Raw genomic sequence first — 17,663 nt, 5'->3', positions numbered from 1 at the left:
TCAATCAGGGGTGACGGTGTGCTGCGCCAGCGCCTCGAGCGCGCGCACCAGCGCCGAGTGGTCCTGCTGGCCATGGCCCAATGCGGCGCAGGCATTCATGAGCTGTGCCGCGCCCGCCGTCTGCGGCAGCGCCACGCCCAGCGCCCGTGCGCTCTGCAGCGCCAGGTTCAGGTCCTTCTGGTGCAGCGAGATGCGGAAGCCCGGCGCGAAGGTGCGCTTGATCATGCGTTCGCCGTGCACCTCGAGGATGCGCGAGCTCGCGAAGCCGCCCATCAGCGCCTGGCGCACCTTGGCCGGATCGGCGCCGGCCTTGGACGCGAACAGCAGCGCCTCGCCCACGGCCGCGATGTTCAGCGCCACGATGATCTGGTTGGCCACCTTGCAGACCTGGCCGTCGCCCACGTTGCCCACCAGCGTGACGTTCTTGCCCATTTTCTCGAGCAGCGGCCGCACCTGGCCGAAGGTGCCTTCGTCGCCGCCGCACATGATGGTGAGGCTGGCGGCCTTGGCGCCCACTTCGCCGCCCGAGACCGGCGCGTCGATGTAGCCGCAGCCCAGAGCGATGATGCGCTTGGCGAAGCCCTTGGTGGCAATCGGATCGATGGAGCTGCAATCGACCACGATCTTGCCGCGCGAGTCCTTCAGGCCTTCGGCCACGCCCTGCGTGCCCGGCTCGCCGAACAGCACCTTTTCCACGTCGGGCGTGTCGGGCACCATGATGAAGATCACGTCGGCCTGGCGCGCCACCTCGGCCGCCGAGGCGCAGATGGTGGCCTTCGAGATGAAGGGCTCGGGCGTGTTGCCCTGGGTGTTCACGAAGAGCTGGTGCCCCGCGTCGAGCAGGTGGCCCGCCATGGGCGCGCCCATGATGCCGAGGCCGATGAATCCGATTCTTTGCGATTGCGACATGTCTTTGGTTTCCGATCTGAAGTTGTCTTTTATTGCGTGAGCGCTTCGCGCCAGCCGAGGCCGTTCACGGTGTCGCTGCGCGGCTTGTATTCGCAGCCGATCCAGCCGTCGTAGCCGATCGAATCGATGTGCCTGAAAAGCCAGGGGTAGTTGATCTCGCCCGTGCCCGGTTCGCCGCGCCCGGGGTTGTCGGCCAGCTGGATGTGGCCGATGCGCGCGAGGTGCTTCGACAGCGTGTTGCCGAGCTCGCCTTCCATGCGCTGCGCGTGGTAGATGTCGTACTGCACGCGCAGGTTGGAAGAGCCCACCTCGTCGATCAGCGCCAGGGCCTGGTCGGTGTGCGTGAGAAAGAAGCCCGGGATGTCGAAGGTATTGATCGGCTCGATCAGGAGGCGAAGGCCCGCCGCTTCGAGCTCGGCGGCGGCAAGGCGCAGGTTCTCGACCACCGTCTGGTGCGCGGCCTCGGTGCTCACGCCCGCCGGCACCTTGCCGACCAGGCAGTTGAGCTGCGGGCAGCCCAGCGCCGTGGCGTAGTCGATGGCCATGGCAATGCCTTCGCGGAATTCGCCGGTGCGGTCCGGATGGCAGGCAATGCCGCGCTCTCCCTTGTCCCAGTCGCCGGCCGGCAGGTTGTGCAGCACCTGCTGCAGGCCGTTGGCGCGGAGAGCTGCGGCGAGTTCCTTCTTTTCGAAGGGGTAGGGGAACAGGTATTCCACCGCCTCGAAGCCGGCCTTGGCGGCGGCCTCGAAGCGCTGCATGAACGGCAGCTCGGTGAAGAGCATCGTGAGGTTGGCTGCGAACTTGGGCATGGCGTATGGTTCCTCTTCAGTCCAGCATCTCGGCCGCGACGGCGGTCGGCGCATCGGCCGGATGCTCGGCCAGGGGTTCGAACTCGGTGATGTTGTCGATCTCGGTGCCCATCGCGATGTTGGTCACGCGCTCCAGCATCACTTCGATGACGACCGGCACGCTGAATTCGGCCATCAGCGCCTCGGCGCGCTGGATGGCCGGCGCGATCTCTTCCTGCCTGTTCACGCGGATCGCCTTGCAGCCCAGGCCTTCGACCACTTTCAGGTGGTCCACGCCGTAGCTGCTTTCGATGCCCGCATCGGGCCCCGCGTTGATGTTGTCGAACGCGAGCTGCACGCAGTAGTCCATCTCGAAGCCGCGCTGCGCCTGGCGGATCAGGCCGAGGTAGGAGTTGTTGACCACGATGTGGATGTACGGCAGCTTGAACTGCGCACCCACCGCGAGCTCCTCGATCATGAACTGGAAGTCGTAGTCGCCCGAGAGCGCGACGATCTTGCGCGTCGGGTCCGCGGCGCGCACGCCCAGCGCGGCCGGGATGGTCCAGCCCAGCGGGCCGGCCTGGCCGCAGTTGATCCAGTGGCGCGGGTTGTACACGTGCAGGAACTGCGCGGCCGCGATCTGCGAGAGCCCGATGGTGCTCACGTAGCAGGTGTCGTTGCTGAAGTTGTTGTTCATGCACTGGTACACGCGCTGCGGCTTCATCGGCACTTCGTCGAAGTTGGTCTTGCGCAGCATGGTCTTCTTGCGCTCGATGCACGATCTGGCCCACGCGCGGCGGTCGCGCAGCTTGCCGGCGGCCTTCATCTCCTCGGCCACTTCGACGAAGAGCGCGAGCGCGGCCTTGGCGTCGGACACGATGCCGAAGTCGGGCGTGAACACGCGGCCGATCTGCGTGGGCTCGATGTCCACGTGCACGAAGCTGCGGCCCTTGGTGTAGACGTCGACCGAGCCGGTGTGGCGGTTGGCCCAGCGGTTGCCGATGCCAAGCACGAAATCGCTCGCGAGCATCGTCGCGTTGCCGTAGCGGTGGCTGGTCTGCAGGCCGCACATGCCGGCCATCAGCGGATGGTCGTCGGGAATCGCGCCCCAGCCCATGAGCGTGGGGATCACCGGCACGCCGGTGGTCTCGGCAAAGCGCACCAGCAGGTCGGCCGCATCGGCGTTGATGACGCCGCCGCCGGCCACGATCAGCGGGCGCTCGGCTGCCTGGAGCATGCCGATGGCCTTTTCGATCTGGGCGCGCGTGGCGGCGGGCTTGTAGGGGGTGAGCGGCTCGTAGCTGTCGATGTCGAACTCGATCTCGGCCATCTGCACGTCGAAGGGCAGGTCGACCAGCACCGGGCCCGGGCGGCCCGAGCGCATCAGGTGGAAGGCCTGCTGGAACACCTGCGGCACCTGGCCGGGCTCGCGTACCGTGACCGACCACTTGGTGACCGGCTTGGAGATCGACTCGATGTCGACCGCCTGGAAGTCTTCCTTGTAGAGCCGTGCGCGCGGCGCCTGGCCGGTGATGCAGAGGATAGGGATCGAATCGGCCCAGGCCGAGTACAGGCCCGTGATCATGTCGGTGCCCGCGGGGCCCGAGGTGCCGATGCACACGCCGATGTTGCCGGCCACGGCACGCGTGTAGCCCTCGGCCATGTGCGAGGCGCCCTCGACGTGGCGCGCGAGGATGTGCGAGATGGTGCCGCGCTGGCGCAGCGCGGAATACATCGGATTGATGGCCGCGCCGGGCACGCCGAAGGCCTGCGTCACGCCTTCTTTTTCCATCACCAGCACGGCGGCCTGGACCGCTTTCATTTTTGCCATGGGACTGTCTCCTTGAGTGGCGTCCACTGTAGGAAGCGCGGGCCATTCGAAGAAGACGGCTGCGGGCCATAAAACCTATTCCAACCTGGAATAAGTGATTACGATGCCGGCCATGGACAGATTGTTGGCAATGGAAATGTTCGTGCGCGTGGTCGAGACCGGCAGCTTCTCGAAGGCGGCGCTCGAGTTCCACACAACCCAGCCCACCGTGACCAAGCAGGTCGCGGCCACCGAGGCGCGGCTGAAGGTGCGGCTGCTCAACCGCAACACGCGCGGCGTGAGCCTCACGGAGCCGGGCGCGCTCTACTACGAGAAGTGCAAGAACATCGTGCGCGAGGCCGAGGAGGCCGAGAGCATCGTGCAGCTGCGCCAGAACCAGGCGCAGGGGCTGCTGCGCATCGGCACCTCGGTGGCCTTCGGCCGCCGCGTGGTGGTGCCGCTGGCGCTCGAATACATGCGCCGGCATCCGCAGGTGCAGCTCGACCTGAGCTTCGAGGACCGCTATGTCGACCTCATCGCACAGGGCATCGACGTGGCCATCCGCATGGGCAAGCTGGCCGATTCGTCTCTGGGCGCGCGCTACCTCGGCACCAACCCGTGGGCCATGGTCGCGGCGCCGGGCTACCTGAAGAAGCACGGCACGCCCAAACGCGCGCAGGACCTGAGCGCGCACGTGGCGCTCATCTACAGCAGCGTGGTGGGCGACGAGTTCTGGCGCATGCACACGCCCAAGGGCGATCCGGTGACGGTGCCGGTCTCGGGGCGCTTCCGGTCCAACAACCTTTCCGCGGTGCTGGCCGCGGCGCGCGACGGCCTGGGCATTGCGCTCATGCCGCGCTACGTGGCGAGCGAATCGCTGGCCTCGGGCAAGGTGCTCGAAGTGCTGGGCGACCATAAGCTGCCCGAGCAGGAGATCCACGCCGTCTTTCCCTCGCCCAAGCTGGTGCCGGGCAAGGTGTCGGGCTTCGTGGCCTTCCTGCAGGGGCGCTTTGCCGAGGGCTGGTGGGGCGGCTGAGCGCGCCCGCCGCCTGCTTCAGGCCGGCACGAAGGCGCCGTGCAGGCCCAAGGGCAGTGTGTAGGGCAGCGTGGCCTGCGCCACCGGCCCTGCAGCCAGCCGGTCGGCCGCAAAGCACGAGAGCAGCGTCCTCTGTTGCCCGAAGTCGAGCACGGTGCCCAGGATCCATCCAGGTCCCGTGCCGTCCGGAATGAAGATGTGCTCTTCGACCATGGCCTGCCTGCCGAAGGCGTAGCGCTGGCTGCGGCCGGTCTCGACATTGGTGCGCGCTACCGCCGTGAAGCCGGGCCGGTCGGCCATCGTCTGCGTTGCATGGACCACGTGGCGATGCCGCAGCCCCACGCGGCGCGGATCGATGCGCGGAAACTCGGCGTCGAGCGCCAGCGCGTTCTGCGTTGCGCGTCCCGTGCGAAGGTTCAGCGTGGCCACGGCCAGGTGCGGATCGGCGCGTTTCACCCAGCGCGCACGCATGACCTCGCGGTTGGTGGTGAAGACGGAACCGGCGTTTTCCGAACGCACGTAGTCGATGTGGATCAGCGTGCCGCCCGGCGTGTCTTCCTCCCAGGCGTTGCCCACATGGAACAGGAAGCCGGCCGGCAGCGTCAGCAGCTGGCGCTGCTCCCAGTTCTTCTTGTCGACCACCAGCACGCGCATCTGCAGCTCGGGTCGCCAGACGTGCGCATCGAGAAAGCTCGCGCCGGCTTCCTTGCGCTTGCTGTCGTAGACCAGCGGCGGCATCAGGAACACCAGGTGCCGCTCGGTCACGGCGAAATCGTGAACCATCGGCAGGTCGGCCACCGGCACCGCGGTAGCGCGGCGCAGCGTGCCGTCCCGCGCGATCTCATAGAGCGCGAGCATGCTCTGAGCCGCGCTGACGCCGAAGTTCCAGACTGTGCCGTCGGGGCCCGTCCTCGGATGGGCCGAGAACGGCATGCCCGCGAAGTCGGGGCGCCAGGTCTTCACGCCCAGCGTCTCCATCGTGCGCGCGTCGAGGCGCGTGGCCGAGCCGCCTTCCCACAGCGCCAGTACCTCGCCCTGCATCGGCAGCACGCTGGTGTTGGCCACATTGATGCTGTCCGGCGAGGTCGGCGGTTCGGCGCCCGGCGGCATGGTGCCGAAGGCCTCGGCCAGGCGGCGACCGGCCCGCACTTCGGCCATGCGCTTGGGCGTGGCGACATAGCGGCCCTGGTGCCGCACGTCGGCCCCGTCGATCACGAAGCGATGCACCATGCCATCGCCGTCGAACCAGTGGCGATAACGCTCGCCGCCCAGGTCGTGCCCCGCAGGGCCGTTGCGGTACAGCGTGCCGGCGACCGCGTCGGGGAAGCGGCCGCGCACCTTGGCGCGGGTGGGCGGGAGGTCGCCGGGCGGCGTGGCAAAGCCCGATTTCCAGGGCGTGCGGGCGGCTTCGAATTCGGCTTGCCAGTCGTCGGCGCCGCCGGCAGCGCGGGCCAGGGCGGGCAGCAGCGGCAGGGCGCCGGCCGCGGCCAGCCGGCGCAGGAGTTCGCGTCGTTCCATGTGGGCCTCAGCGCAGGTGGACGACGGTCTGGACGTTGGCAGACTCGAGGTTCAGCGCTGCGGCCTCGAAGTCGGGTGCGCCGCGGTTGCCCTTGGCGTCGTTCGAGAAGCCGTAGCGCTCGATGGGCAGGCCCACGGGGTTGGTGTCGAGCTTGCCGTTGCCGTTTTCGTCGGCGAACACGCGCAGCGCATAGCGCCCGGGTGGCAGTCCGCTGAACTGCAGCCGGGCTGTGCCGGCGCGCAGGGGCAGGGTTTGCGCGGCCAGCGACTTGCTGCCGGCAAAGGCCGCGGCGCTGTCGTAGAGCGCCACGTAGAGCGTGGCTTCGGTCGCCGGGCCGTCGGCCACGTTCACGCTCAGGTCGGCCGCGAGCGCGGCCAGCGGAGAGAGCAGCGCGGCGGCGCACAGGGCGCGCAGGCTCGCTGGGGGCGGTAGAAAATTCATGGAAGAGACCTCGTCGGAAGTTGGAGGTCTCGACGATCCCGCAAGCGCCGCGCGCCGCCCAGCGCGATGCGACGAAACGCGGAAACGCCCGCGCGAGATGCGCCCAGCCGGCGCAGGGCGCACCTGCTTCCGCGGCCTCGGGCCCGCGGCCGCGAGCCGGGCTTCAGTTGTCCTTCTTGTCTTCGCCGGGGCTGGTCTCCAACTGGCCCGATTCCACGAACAGGCTCCACGCCGCCATGAACAGCGCCGCGATCACCGGACCGATCACGAAGCCGTTGATGCCGAAGATCGCCATGCCGCCGATGGTCGACATGAGCACGATGTAGTCGGGCATCTGCGTGTCCTTGCCCACCAGCACAGGGCGCAGGATGTTGTCGACCAGCCCGATCACGAACACGCCCACGAAGATCAGGATGCCGCCCTGCCAGAAATGGCCGGTGGCAAGGAAATAGATGGCCACCGGCCCCCAGATGAGCGCTGCGCCCACCGCGGGCAGCAGCGAGAGAAAGGCCATCAGCACGGCCCACAGCAGCGCCCCCTGCACCCCGAGGAACCAGAAGGCCAGGCCGCCGATGGTGCCCTGCGCGATGGCCACCGCCACGTTGCCCTTGACGGTGGCGCGGATCACGGTGGTGAACTTGTTGAGCAGGTAGTGCGTGTGCGGCCTGGCGAGCGGCACGGCCTCGCGCATCGACCTCGAGAGCGCCGAACCGTCGCGCACCAGGAAATACAGCAGGTACAGCATCACGAAGAAGCTGATGACGAAGTCGAAGGTGTTCTGGCCGATGGTCAGTGCCTGGCTGGCGATGAGCTGGCTGCCCTGGGCCGCGCCCGCGGAAATGCGGGCCTGCCAGGCTTCCATGTCGCCAAGGTTGAACCGGTCGAACAGGTTCAGCAGCCATTGCGGCACGGCGTGGAGGATCTGCTGGAAATAGGCCGCGAAATTGATCTGCCCCGAACGGATGCTCTGCGTGACCTGCACGATTTCCTGCACCAGCGACACCCCGACCATGGCCAGCGGAAGAATCACGATGAACAGGCAGATGGCCAGCGTCGACAGCGCCGCGGCGTTGTGCCAGCCGGGCATTTTCTTCAGCAGCCGCTTGTAGAGCGGCGTGAACAGGATGGCCAGGGCCACGCCCCACAGGACCGCGCCGAAGAACGGCATCAGCACCCAGACGAAGGCGACCGTGACGGCGGCGAGCAGGGCGAGGAACACGCCGCGCTGGAGTTGGGGTGAATTCATAGGTGATTCGGACTGTAGCCGAGCCTGAATGCACCGCCATGTCGGTGGGCACCCCTTCGTGCGGAAGCGCTCCGGGGCGCCGGGGCGTCAGCGCCTGGCGCGCGGCAGCGCCACCGGCGCCAGCGTGGCGCGCAGCCGGGCGGGCGCGTCGGGCCCGGCCGTGGTTTCGACCTCGAGCGAGCGCTCCACGTTGCCGATGTGCTCGATCATCAGCTGGCGCGCCCTGGCCGTGTCGCCGGCCTCCAGCGCGGCCACGATGGCGCCGTGCTCCGCGCAGGACTGCCCGGCCTCGTGCCTCGACTGGTAGAGCGTGGCGGCCAGCGTGGTGCGGGCCGTGAGGTCGCGCAGCACGTCGACCAGCAGCTGGTGGCCCATCTGTTCGGCCAGGCAGACGTGGAAATCGGCCAGCAGGAAGGCGCGCGTGGCGGCGTCGGCGCCCTCGATGGCGCGCTGCTCGTCGGCAATGTGGTCGCGCAGCTTGCGGATGGCCTTCTGCAGCGGCCGGCCTTCGCTTTCGGCCAGGATGCCCGCCTCGACGATGCGCCGCGCCGAGAAAGCGTCGCGCGCTTCCTCGGCCGAGGGCTCCACCACGTACCAGCCGCGGCGCGACTGCACCTCGACGAAGCCGCGCGCCTGCAGCTGCATGAGCGCCTCGCGCACCATGGTCCGGCTCACCGCGAAGTTCTCTGCCAGCGCCTGCTCGCCCAGCCGCTCGCCCGGCGCGAGTTTTTGCGCCAGGATGGCCTCGACCACGCGCTCGGCGATGGAGGTGGGATTGACGTCGGTGGTCATCGGTCGTTTTCAGCGGCCGACGGCGCCCGCGCCCAAGGGTGCTGCCGGCACGTCGGGCTCGGCCAGCGGCTCGTCGTCGGGCGAGTGGGTGCCGTCGAGCACGGCATGGGCGCGCTCGCGGTCGATGTCGCCTTCCCAGGCCGCGATGGCCACCGTGGCCACGCAGTTGCCGATCAGGTTGCCCAGCGCGCGCGCAATGCCCATGAACCAGTCGACCGAGAGCACCAGCACCAGGCCGATGGCCGGAATGGCGGGAATCGCGTGCAGCGTGGCGGCCAGTACCACGATGGCCGAGCCCGGCACGCCGTGCGCGCCCTTGGAGGTGACCAGCGCGATCGCCAGGATGGTCAGCAGGTCCGCCATCGAGATCGGCGTGTTGGTGGCCTGCGCGATGAACACCGCCGCGAGCGTGATGTAGATCGAGAAGGCGTCCAGGTTGAACGAATAGCCCGTGGGAATCACCAGCCCCACCGTCGAATCGCGGATGCCCATGCGGCGCAGCTTGGCCATGATCTGCGGCAGCACGCTGTCCGACGAGGTGGTGGCGAACACGATGGCGAGCTCCTCGCGCAGGTAGCGCAGCAGCTTCCAGAGGCTGAAGCCCGACATGCGCATGACCAGCCCGAGCACCACGAACACGAAGACCAGCACCGCGCCGTAGAACAGGGCCACCAGCATGCCCAGCTGCTTGAGCGAGCCGATGCCGTACTTGCCCACCGTGAAGGCAATGGCGCCCAGCACGCCGAGCGGCGCCAGCTTGATGATGATGCCCATGATCTTGAACAGCACCAGCGAGAGCGCGTCCACCACCGCGCCCACCGGCTTGCCGCGCTCGCCCAGCAGCGACAGCGCGCAGCCGAACAGCACCGCGAACAGCAGCACCTGCAGCACGTCGCCGGTGGCAAAGGCGGCGACCACCGTGGTGGGGATCAGCTTCATCAGGAACTCGACCGTGCCGCCGCTCGTGAGCTTGTCGGCGTTCGAGGCATAGGCGCTCATGGCGTTGGCGTCGAGCTTGCCCGGGTCCACGTTCATGCCCACGCCGGGCTGGAACACGAAGGCCAGCACCAGGCCCATGGCCAGCGCAAGGGTGGTGAGCACCTCGAAGTAGATCAGCGCCTTCACGCCGACCCGCCCCACGCGCCTGAGGTCGCCCGCGCCCGCGATGCCGTGCACCACCACGCAGAACACCAGCACCGGGATGATCATCTTGATCAGCTTGATGAAGCCGTCGCCGAGCGGCTTGAGCTTGACGGCGAACTCCGGCATGAAGAGGCCGGCGAGCACGCCGAGCACCAGGGCGATGACGACCTGGCCGAAGAGCGATTTGGCGAAGCGAGGCATGGAGGTCTCCTTGTATGTCTTGGCGGTGTTTGCATGCAAGGATCGCTTTTCTTGCATACAAGCAATGTAGGCAAGAAGGCTTCGGGGCAACCAGAGGGTATTCCCGGGCACCACGGGTGAAGGGGCCGGGGCGGGGCGCCTCCCAGTGTTGTTAACAGTCATCGAGAATGTAACCAGACTGTTCACGTCGATTATCGAGAGTTACATTCGCTGGAACACTCGAGAGCGACATGAACGAAGAAGGCCAGAAGGCGCTGCAGCCAATGATTTACCTGCCCGTGTCGGGCAAGTTTGTTATTGCGTTGATTGGCGCCTGCGCCTGGATGTGGTTCTCGATATGGGCGGCGGACCCCTGGCTGGCCGATCTGACGGATCGGGTCGGGATGGCCCTGGCCATTTTCCTGGTGTATGGCATTGCCATTGTTCCGGGCTTCATGAATGCATTCCTGGCCATCAGCCTGCTGCTGGACAGGAGGCCGCCGCATCCCGCGTTGGCGGTCTATCCCCCGATCTCGATCCTGATTGCCGCCTACAACGAGGAAGCGTCCATCGAAGAGACGCTGGTCAGCATCGATCGGCAGAATTACCCGGGCGAACTGCAGGTGATCGTGATCAACGACGGGTCCGCGGACGGCACGTCGCTGGTCGTCCAGCGTGCCCGGGAACGGTACCCGTGGCTGACCTTCGTGGACCTGGAAAAAAATGGCGGCAAGGCGCGCGCGCTGAACATCGGGTTCAAGGAGGTGGCGCACGACCTAGTCATCACCGTCGATGCCGACTCCTTCCTTTACCGTGGCGCGCTGGCCAGCATCGTCGAGCGCTATCGCGCCGACCCGCCCCATACGCGGGCTGTCGCGGGAAAGATCCTGGTCCGCAACTCGCGGCTGAACTGGATCACCCGCTGCCAGGAATGGGACTACTTCCATGGCATTGCCGCCATCAAGCGCGTGCAGTCGCTGTTCCAGGGCACCCTGGTTGCCCAAGGTGCGTTTTCGATCTACGACCGGGCCGCACTGATCGAGGTTGGCGGATGGCCCGAATGCGTGGGCGAGGACATCGTGCTCACCTGGGCCCTGCTGAAAGCCGGCTATCGGGTGGGCCACTGCGAGGACGCGTGCCTGTTCACCAATGTGCCCACCACCGTCAAGCAATTGGTCAAGCAGCGCCAGCGATGGGCGCGCGGCATGGCAGAAGCCTTCATCAAGCACCCGGGGATCCTGGTCAAGCCGCGCCTGTCGACATTCTTCATCTATTGGAACCTGCTGTTTCCGTGGCTGGATCTGGCATGCACCATCGGGTTCATACCCGGAATAATTCTCGCGTTCTTCGGCCATTACTGGATCGTGGGAATCATGACCCTTGCATTGATACCGGCCACATTCGCATTGAGCCTGCTCATGTTCCGGATCGAACGCCGGATGTTCAGCAAGACAGGCCTGGTGGTGCGAAAGAATGTCCAGGGTTTCTTCGTCTACGTGCTGCTGTACAGCCTGATCCTGCAGCCCGCCAGCGTACTCGGCTACCTCGATGAACTGTTCAGGAAGCCCAAGGCCTGGGGAACCAAATGACGGGGCTGCCGAGGTATCTTGCCGCCGTTGCCCTGGGGTGCCTGGTGCTGACCGCTCCCTGCAGGGCGGAGGAAGAAAAAGCAAACGAGAAGTTGGCCGGCATGGCCTTTGGCCCGGAATTCTTCCTCACCAGCGACAGCGATGATTTTCAGTCGCGGCGGGTGTCGGTGGAGTTCTTTCCCGCCTTTGAAAATGCCGACCGCTACCTGGGGTTCCGGCTCGGCGACTATCAATACAAGCAGGGCAACTGGCAAAGGACAGGCAAGAAGATTTCGTTCCTCGCCCGCTCGGTCGAAACGAAGACCACCGACGGAGGCGCGATCGAGGTCGGCGCGTTCGAGCAGGGCGGGCACACGCTGCTCACCCTCGACGGCAGCTACCGCCTGTCGCCCACGAAGAGCACGGCGGTGGAGTTCCTCGTGACGCGCGACTGGGTCGAGACCCCGAAGTCGCTGGACCGCGGCATCGATTTTTCGTTTGTCGGGGTGGCCGTGGACCAGGGGCTTGGAAGCCATGTGACCCTGGTCGGGCTCGCGGCGCAGCAGTATTTCTCGGACGGCAACCGGCGCGACCACGGCCGCCTGCGGCTGATCTACCAGCCGTCGCTCGACCTGGGTCTGACCCTGCAGGCGCGCTATCGAACCTACCGCAGCAGCCACGAGGACGTGGACAGGGCCTACTTCAATCCGAAGAACTACAGCGAGGCAATGCTGGCGATCGGCTGGCGGCAGCGCTTTTCGGGCTGGACCCTCGCGGTCACGGCGGGGCTCGGCACCGAGACGATCAACCACGAGTTCCGGCAGCCGACGCGGCTGCTGGACGTGAACCTGCAAAGCCCCGTGAGGGGATCGCAGGTCTTCCGCTTTGGCGCCGGCTACAGCCGCAGCACCACCTTCTCGGGGCCCAGCTACCAGTACCGCTACCTGCGCGGGGAGTGGGTGATACTTTTCTGAGGCCGGGCGCCTCTTGCCCGGCTACTTGTCGTGGTGCAGGTAGGTCGCCTGCTTCGGCAGCAGCAGGCTCACCATGAAGGCCACGCCCATCATCGCGGTCACGTACCAGTAGAAGTAGGACTCGTGGCCGATCGACTTCAGGCCCAGCGCCACGTATTCGGCGCTGCCGCCGAAGATGGCGTTGCCCACGGCATACGACAGGCCCACGCCCAGCGCGCGCACTTCGGGCGGGAACATCTCGGCCTTCACGATGCCGCTGATCGAGGTGTAGAAGCTCACCACCGCGAGCGCCAGCGTGATCAGCACGCCGGCCATCAGCGGGCTGCCCACGCTCTGCAGGTTGCTCAGCACGGGCACCGTCATGAGCGCGCCGAGCGCGCCGAACAGCAGCATGTTGCTGCGCCGGCCGATGCGGTCCGACAGTGCACCGAACAGCGGCTGCATGCACATGTAGATGAACAGGCAGGCAGTCATCACGTTGCTGGCGGTCTTGATCGACATGCCGGCCGAGTTCACCAGGTACTTCTGCATGTAGGTGGTGAAGGTGTAGAAGATCAGCGAGCCGCCGGCCGTGTAGCCCAGCACCACGAAGAAGGCGCGCTTGTGGTGCCTGAACAGCTCGGCGACGCTGCCGGCGCCCTTGGCGGCGCGGGTCTGGGTGCTGGCGGTCTCGGTCAGCGTGCGGCGCAGCATCAGCGCCACGATGGCCGCCACGGCGCCCAGCACGAAGGGAATGCGCCAGCCCCAGGCCCTGAGCTCGGCCTCGTCGAGCACCTGCTGCAGCACCACCACGACCACCACGGCCAGCAGCTGGCCGCCAATCAGGGTCACATACTGGAACGACGAGAAGAAGCCGCGCTGGCCGCGCATGGCCACTTCGCTCATGTAGGTGGCGGTGGTGCCGTACTCGCCGCCGACCGACAGGCCCTGCAGCAGGCGCGCGGCCAGCAGCAGCGCGGGCGCCCAGGCGCCGATCTGCGCATAGGTGGGAAGGCAGGCAATGACCAGCGAGCCCACGCACATCATGACGACCGAGGTCACCATCGAGGTCTTGCGGCCCTTGCGGTCGGCCAGCCGGCCGAACAGCCAGCCGCCGATCGGGCGCATCAGGAAGCCGGCAGCGAACACGCCCGCCGTGTTCAGCAGCTGGACCGTGGGGTCCGACTTGGGAAAGAACGAGGGCGCGAAGTAGATCGCGCAGAAGGCGTAGACGTAGAAGTCGAACCACTCCACCAGGTTGCCGGACGAGGCGGCAAAGATGGCGAAGATGCGCTTGCGCTTTTCCTCGAAGGTGTAGGGCGTGGTGGTGGGCGCGTGGGCGCTGGTCGCGTCCGGGCTGGAGGCACCGGCGGTGGCGCTGGCAATGGCGGTCATTCGGGGGTCCTTGTCTCTGGCTGAGGCCCCCCGCGGAGCCGCGGAAAGCCGTGCCGGCAAGTCTGTCCGGCCGGGGCCGCGCTGTCGTCCGTAGGCGCCCGCCGCGGCGCTACGTACGTGTACGCAAGGGTAAATACCTAGAAAAAGTTACAAACCGTGCTCGCGCAGGAAGCGGTCGAGCTCATGGCTGTTCGACAGGCCGAGCTTGGCGAACACATGGGCGCGGTGCGTTTCCACCGTGCGCTGCTCCAGCGGCGCGAGTTCCAGCGCAATGCGCTTGTTGGGCAGGCCCTGGGCTACCAGCCGGGCCACCTGCATCTCGCGCGGCGTCAGCTTGGACCACAGGGCCTCGGCGGCCTGCCGCGCCTGCCGGCGCACGGCGATCTCCTCGGCCTTCTGCAGCGCCTTGGCGATGCTCTCGAGCAGGCGCTCGTCGTTGCAGGGCTTCTCGAGCCAGCCGAAGGCGCCGTTCTGCACCGCCTCGACCGCCATCGGAATGTCGCCGTGGCCGGACAGGAAGATCACCACCAGCGGGCTGTCCTGCGCGCGCAGCGCATCGAACACCTGCAGCCCGCTCATGCCTTCCATGCGCAGGTCCAGCACGACGCAGCCCGGGCGCTGCAGGTCCGCGCCGGCCAGGAAGGCCTCGCCCGAGGCAAAGGCCTGCACCGCATGGCCGCGCGACAGCAGCAAAAGGCCCAGCGAGCGGCGCACGGCCTCGTCGTCGTCGACGATGCACAGGTGGTTGGCAAGGGCGGTCACGGGGATGAGATTTCCAGTTCGAGGGTGAAAACTGTGCCACCACCGGCCCGGTTGGCAAAGGACAACCGGCCGCGGTGGGCTTCGACGATGGTGCGGCAGATATTCAGCCCCAACCCCAGCCCGCCGGCCTTGGTGGTGAAGAAGGGTGCGAACACCTGCTCGGCCTGCGCGGCGTCGATGCCGGAACCCCGGTCCGCCACGCGGATGTGCACGCGGCCTTCGAGCAGATCGGCCTCGACCTCCACCACGCGCTCTTCTGGCGGCGTGGCGAGCATGGCATGCAGGCTGTTGGACAGCAGGTTCAGCAGCACCTGCTCCAGCAGCACGCGGTCGCCGCGCACCGGGGGCAGCGAAGGCGCGATGCGGACCTCCGCGCGCGCCTGGCGCAGCCGCATCTCGCCCTGCAGCAGCGCCAGCGCATTGGTGACCAGTGCCGCCACCGCGCAATCCTCCGTGCCGGCGGTGCGCTGGCGCACGAAGCCGCGGATGCGCCGCACGATCTCGGCGCTGCGCCGGGCCTGCGCCACGGTCTCGTCGAGGCTGCTGGCCAGCAGCGCCTGGTTGCCCTGTTCCGCAAAGGCCTTGGCGGCGCTCGCGAAATTGCTCAGCGCCATCAGCGGCTGGTTCAGCTCGTGGGCCAGGGTGGAGGCCATCTCGCCCAGGCTGGCAAGGCGCTGCGCATGCTGCAGCTGCTCGTCGTTCTGGCGCTGGCGCAGCTCGGCGCGCTTCTGCTCGGTGATGTCCACCACCGAGCTCATCCAGCCGCTGTGGCGGCCATCGGCGTCGATCAGCGGCGCGGTGTAGACCATGGTGATCACCTCGTGCCCGTCGCGGTGCCGCAGGCGCGACTCGAAGCCCGAGCGCGCGGGCTGCCCGCTCATCATGGCCTGGTAGTGCAGCCAGTGCTGCGCCACGTCGTCGGGATGCCAGTAGGGGTAGGGCGGCAGCCGGCCGAGCAGTTCGTCGGCGCCGTAGCCGGTCATCTCGCAGAAGGCGGGGTTGACATAGATGATGCGGCCTTCGAGGTCGCGTGCGCGCATGCCCACCAGCAGCGAGTCCTCCATCGCCTTGCGGAAGGCGTGGGCCTCGTCCAGGGCGTGCGTGCGCTCGCGCACCCGCAGCTCCAGGTCGCGCCGCGCATCGCGCTGTTCGGCGAAGCGGCGCTCGCGCAGCTGCCAGTAGAGCCCGCCCAGCAGCAGCACGCCCGCGCACAGCAGGCCCAGCATCCAGGTGCGCTCGCGCGCGCGGGTGACCTCGGCGTGGTCGGCCATCACGGTCAGCGTCCAGCCCAGGTCGGGCAGCGGCTCGTCCAGCGCGAGGAAGCGGCGCGCCTTGCCGCCGATGTCGGTGCGCACGAGGTAGCCCGGCTGTCCTTCCTCGCGCTCCACCGTCCATGGCAGCGGCGAGAAGCCGGTGCGGGCGCCGTATTGCTGCTCGCGCTTCATGCGGTCCAGGTCGGCGGCGGCGAGGGGCCGCGTGGCCTGGTACATCCAGGCCGGCACCGAGCTCAGGAACACGATGCCGCGCGCGTCGGTCAGCAGGATCGGTTCGCGCGCGAAGGTCCAGGCCTCCTGGAGCTGGCGCAGGCTGATCTTGACCGTCAGCACGCCCAGCACGGCGCCGGCCTCGGCGCGCACCGGGGCGGACATGAAGAGCCCGGGCTCGCCGGTGGTCTGGCCCACGCCGTAGAAAAGGCCGTTGCGGCCCGCGCGCGCATCGATGAAGTAGGGCCGGTTGGCATAGGACTCGCCGACGAAGCTCTGCGGCGTGTCCCAGTTGCTCGCCGCCAGCGTGACGCCCTGCAGGTCGATCAGGTAGAGGGCATCGGAGCCCGCGTGGCGGTTCACTTCCTCGATGTAGCGGTTGGCACGCTGCTGCGCCGCCGGGTCGCGCGGATGGGCCAGCACGTCGAAGACGTCGGGGTGCATGCCCGCGGTGCGCGGCAGGTAGCCGTACTTGCCGGCGGCATCGCGCAGGCCCAGCGCGTGGACCTCCATCGCGCGGCGGATCGAGTCCGCCTGGAAGCTCGCCTCGCGGGCCGCGGCCCACTGGCCCGCCGCGCCGATCAGCAGCAGCGCCACGGCCGCGGCGGCCGCCCAGGCGAGCAGCGCGCGCCAGCGGCCGCGGCGCGAACGGGCCGTTGGTGTTTCGGGCGGGAGGGGAGGCAGGGGCGGCATGGGAGGCGGGGCCGACCGGGGCGGCGACCGGGGATTTTGCCCCGATACCCGGATCGGCCGCCGGGGCCGCCGTACCATCGCGGCCATGCGAACCCTTTCACTCCCGGCCGGCGGCGAGATGCCGGTGATCGGCCTCGGCACCTGGCGCATGGGCGAAATCGCGGGCCGCCGTGCGGCCGATGTTGCCGCGGTGCGCGAAGCCATCGCGATGGGCTACCGGCTGATCGACACCGCCGAGATGTACGGCGAGGGCGGCGCCGAAACCGTGCTCGGACAGGCCATGGCAGAGGCCCTGCGCGCGGGTGACGTGCGGCGCCAGGAGCTCTTCATCGTCAGCAAGGTCTACCCGCACAACGCGAGCCGGCGCGGCACGCCCGAGGCCTGCGAGCGCAGCCTGAAGCGGCTCGGGCTCGACACGATCGACCTGTACCTCTTGCACTGGCGCGGCAGCCATCCGCTGCGCGAAACGGTCGACGCGATGCAGGCGCTGGTGGCCAAGGGGCGCATCGCGCGCTGGGGCGTGAGCAATTTCGACACCGACGACATGGAAGAGCTGGCGCGGCTCGTCGGGTCGGGTCCCGGCTGCGCCGCCAACCAGGTGTACCTGTCGCTCGCCGAACGCGGCCCGGAGTTCAGCCTGCTGCCCTGGCTGCGCGAGAACGGCATGCCGCTGATGGCCTACAGCCCGATCGACCAGGGCGCGCTGGCTTCGGACGGCGCACTGCGGGAGCTGGCCGCACGGCTCGGCATGAGCGCCGCGCAACTCGCATTGGCCGCGGTGATCGCGCGGCCCGGCGTTGCCGCGATCCCGAAGGCCGTGCGCAGCGCGCACCTGCAAGAGAACCTCGCAGCCGCCGACCTCAAGCTCGATGCGGCGACCCTCGCCGAACTCGACCGCCTCCATCCGCCGCCGCGCCGCAAGGCGCCGCTCGCGATGATCTGAG

General features: G+C 68.0%; 15 protein-coding genes. 4 read left to right on the top strand and 11 right to left on the bottom strand.

Annotated features, from left to right (window positions below; genetic code table 11):
* Genes EJO66_RS04335 through gcl form a run of 3 tightly spaced genes read right to left on the bottom strand, consistent with a single transcriptional unit; the run spans position 1 to position 3,528 of the window.
* The gene (locus EJO66_RS04335; protein WP_021008622.1) at positions 1–909 is read right to left on the bottom strand and encodes a 2-hydroxy-3-oxopropionate reductase; all 909 of its coding nucleotides are present in this window, start codon (positions 907–909) and stop codon (positions 1–3) included.
* Positions 910–938: 29 nt separating this feature from the next.
* Entirely contained in the window at positions 939–1,718 is a 780-nt protein-coding gene (gene hyi, locus EJO66_RS04330) for a hydroxypyruvate isomerase (protein ID WP_124956390.1), read from the bottom strand.
* A gap of 16 nt (positions 1,719–1,734) precedes the next feature.
* Positions 1,735–3,528 (bottom strand): glyoxylate carboligase, encoded by a 1,794-nt coding sequence (gcl, locus tag EJO66_RS04325; protein WP_124956388.1) that lies wholly within the window; start codon positions 3,526–3,528, stop codon positions 1,735–1,737.
* A 112-nt stretch (positions 3,529–3,640) separates the two neighbouring features.
* On the opposite strand from gcl, the gene EJO66_RS04320 reads away from it, so the two are divergent.
* Positions 3,641–4,543 carry a LysR family transcriptional regulator gene (locus EJO66_RS04320; protein ID WP_062365844.1) on the top strand — a complete coding sequence of 301 codons (903 nt, stop codon included), beginning with the start codon at positions 3,641–3,643 and terminating at the stop codon, positions 4,541–4,543.
* Between the two features lie 18 nt (positions 4,544–4,561).
* On the opposite strand, the gene EJO66_RS04315 is transcribed toward EJO66_RS04320, so the two are convergent.
* The 5 genes from EJO66_RS04315 to EJO66_RS04295 all read right to left on the bottom strand — a co-directional run bounded on the left by EJO66_RS04315 (position 4,562) and on the right by EJO66_RS04295 (position 9,885).
* Entirely contained in the window at positions 4,562–6,061 is a 1,500-nt protein-coding gene (locus EJO66_RS04315; RefSeq protein ID WP_124956386.1) for a carotenoid oxygenase family protein, read from the bottom strand.
* A gap of 7 nt (positions 6,062–6,068) precedes the next feature.
* The gene (locus EJO66_RS04310; protein ID WP_124956384.1) at positions 6,069–6,503 is read right to left on the bottom strand and encodes a DUF2141 domain-containing protein; all 435 of its coding nucleotides are present in this window, start codon (positions 6,501–6,503) and stop codon (positions 6,069–6,071) included.
* Positions 6,504–6,666: 163 nt separating this feature from the next.
* Positions 6,667–7,749, bottom strand: coding sequence for an AI-2E family transporter (locus tag EJO66_RS04305; RefSeq protein ID WP_125964710.1), 1,083 nt, complete (start codon positions 7,747–7,749; stop codon positions 6,667–6,669).
* Positions 7,750–7,836: 87 nt separating this feature from the next.
* A complete protein-coding gene (locus EJO66_RS04300; RefSeq protein ID WP_124956380.1) occupies positions 7,837–8,541 on the bottom strand; it encodes a GntR family transcriptional regulator in 705 nt (234 codons plus the stop codon).
* Between the two features lie 9 nt (positions 8,542–8,550).
* Positions 8,551–9,885, bottom strand: a complete 1,335-nt coding sequence (locus EJO66_RS04295) for a C4-dicarboxylate transporter DctA (protein WP_124956378.1) — start codon at positions 9,883–9,885, stop codon at positions 8,551–8,553.
* 230 nt (positions 9,886–10,115) lie between these two features.
* Here EJO66_RS04295 and EJO66_RS04290 point away from each other — a divergent pair, with 230 nt between their 5' ends.
* The gene (locus tag EJO66_RS04290) at positions 10,116–11,453 is read left to right on the top strand and encodes a glycosyltransferase family 2 protein (RefSeq protein ID WP_124956376.1); all 1,338 of its coding nucleotides are present in this window, start codon (positions 10,116–10,118) and stop codon (positions 11,451–11,453) included.
* Positions 11,450–12,406 (top strand): porin family protein, encoded by a 957-nt coding sequence (locus EJO66_RS04285; protein ID WP_124956374.1) that lies wholly within the window; start codon positions 11,450–11,452, stop codon positions 12,404–12,406. Before EJO66_RS04290 ends, EJO66_RS04285 begins: the two co-directional genes overlap by 4 nt.
* A 21-nt stretch (positions 12,407–12,427) precedes the next feature.
* Here EJO66_RS04285 and EJO66_RS04280 read toward each other — a convergent pair whose 3' ends face one another.
* From EJO66_RS04280 to EJO66_RS04270, 3 genes are all read right to left on the bottom strand, one after another.
* Complete coding sequence (locus EJO66_RS04280; protein WP_124956372.1) at positions 12,428–13,780, bottom strand: MFS family transporter; 1,353 nt, start codon at positions 13,778–13,780, stop codon at positions 12,428–12,430.
* Positions 13,781–13,927: 147 nt separating this feature from the next.
* On the bottom strand, positions 13,928–14,542 hold the full coding sequence (locus EJO66_RS04275; protein WP_124956370.1) for a response regulator transcription factor: 615 nt from the start codon (positions 14,540–14,542) through the stop codon (positions 13,928–13,930).
* Entirely contained in the window at positions 14,539–16,719 is a 2,181-nt protein-coding gene (locus EJO66_RS04270) for a sensor histidine kinase (RefSeq protein WP_124956368.1), read from the bottom strand. The genes EJO66_RS04275 and EJO66_RS04270 overlap by 4 nt, the downstream gene beginning before the upstream one ends.
* Before the next feature lie 85 nt (positions 16,720–16,804).
* Here EJO66_RS04270 and EJO66_RS04265 point away from each other — a divergent pair, with 85 nt between their 5' ends.
* Positions 16,805–17,662: an aldo/keto reductase gene (locus EJO66_RS04265; protein ID WP_124956366.1), complete on the top strand. Its 858-nt coding sequence runs from the start codon at positions 16,805–16,807 to the stop codon at positions 17,660–17,662.
* Position 17,663 lies beyond the last annotated feature (1 nt).

The organism is Variovorax beijingensis, from assembly GCF_003951285.1.
Classification (GTDB): domain Bacteria; phylum Pseudomonadota; class Gammaproteobacteria; order Burkholderiales; family Burkholderiaceae_C; genus Variovorax; species Variovorax beijingensis.
This window is presented reverse-complemented; position numbering and strand designations above follow the sequence as displayed.